Origin of the sequence: Streptomyces apricus (genome assembly GCF_008369065.1) — a bacterium.
Lineage (GTDB): Bacteria > Actinomycetota > Actinomycetes > Streptomycetales > Streptomycetaceae > Streptomyces > Streptomyces apricus.
Genome location: NZ_VDFC01000245.1, coordinates 1 through 994, shown reverse-complemented (window position 1 = coordinate 994; position 994 = coordinate 1). Strand labels below are relative to the sequence as shown.

Genomic DNA, 994 nt, shown 5'->3' with positions numbered 1-994 from the left:
GCCGGGCGGTGAGGTCGTGACCGGCCGTGGGCGCGCCCTCGTAGGGGGCGGACACCCCGGGCGGTACGGGCGCTCCGTCCCCGCGGGCGGGGCCCGGGTGAGGGGGTTCCGTACGGTCCGGTGCGGTGCGGTCGGCGCCCAGGTACGCGGGCTCGGCGTACGTCGGTTCGGTACGGGCCGGGTCGGTATAGGTCGGTTCCGTGTAGGTCGGTTCCGTACGGGCCGGTTCGGCGTACGCCGGCTCCACGGGGAGGCCGCCCGCGAGCTCCGCCTCCCGGTACCGGGCCTCGGCGAGTCCGATGCCCCGCTGGAACGCCGCCATCAGGCCGGGGTCGTGCCCCACGGGGGACTCGGACTCCTGCCGGGGCGCGGGGCCGCCGCGCAGCTCCGGCACCATGTGCTCCTGGGCCCGCCGCTTGGGCAGGTGGGGCCGGCTCATGCTGCCGCGCACCGCGCCGTTGCGCGGGGTGGGCGGCGCGATCGTGTGCTCGGCGACCGCCTGCCGGTCGTCGGGGCGGATGCCGGGAACGGCCTCCGCGGGGGTGGCCCGCGTCCCGGCGCCGCGCACCGGGAGCGGGGTGGGTCCGCTGCCGCCGCCGTGCCCGTTCACGGAAGCGTGCCCGTTCATGGCGGTCTGCCCGTTCACGGCGGTCTGCCGTCCGTTCACGACGGCCGGCCCCGCGGCCGGTCCGGCGGACGTGTCCCGCTGCGGCAGCGGCCGGGGCGCGGGCGCGGCCGTTCCGGCCGCATGGCCGGGCGGTCCGTCCGTTCACGACGGCCGGCCCCGCGGCCGGTCCGGCGGACGTGTCCCGCGGTACGGGCGCTCCGTCCCCGCGGGCGGGGCCCGGGTGAGGGGGTTCCGTACGGTCCGGTGCGGTGCGCCGTGGGCGCGCCCTCGTAGGGGGCGGACACCCCGGGCGGTACGGGCGCTCCGTCCCCGCGGGCGGGGCCCGGGTGAGGGGGTTCCGTACGGTCCGGTGCGGTGCGGTCGGCG

1 pseudogene is annotated in these 994 nt (G+C 79.9%); it reads right to left on the bottom strand.

The features are described 5' to 3' along the window. Nucleotides 1-646: pseudogene (locus FGF04_RS42220) on the bottom strand (hypothetical protein); the annotation flags it as partial. Nucleotides 647-994: the final 348 nt, after the last annotated feature.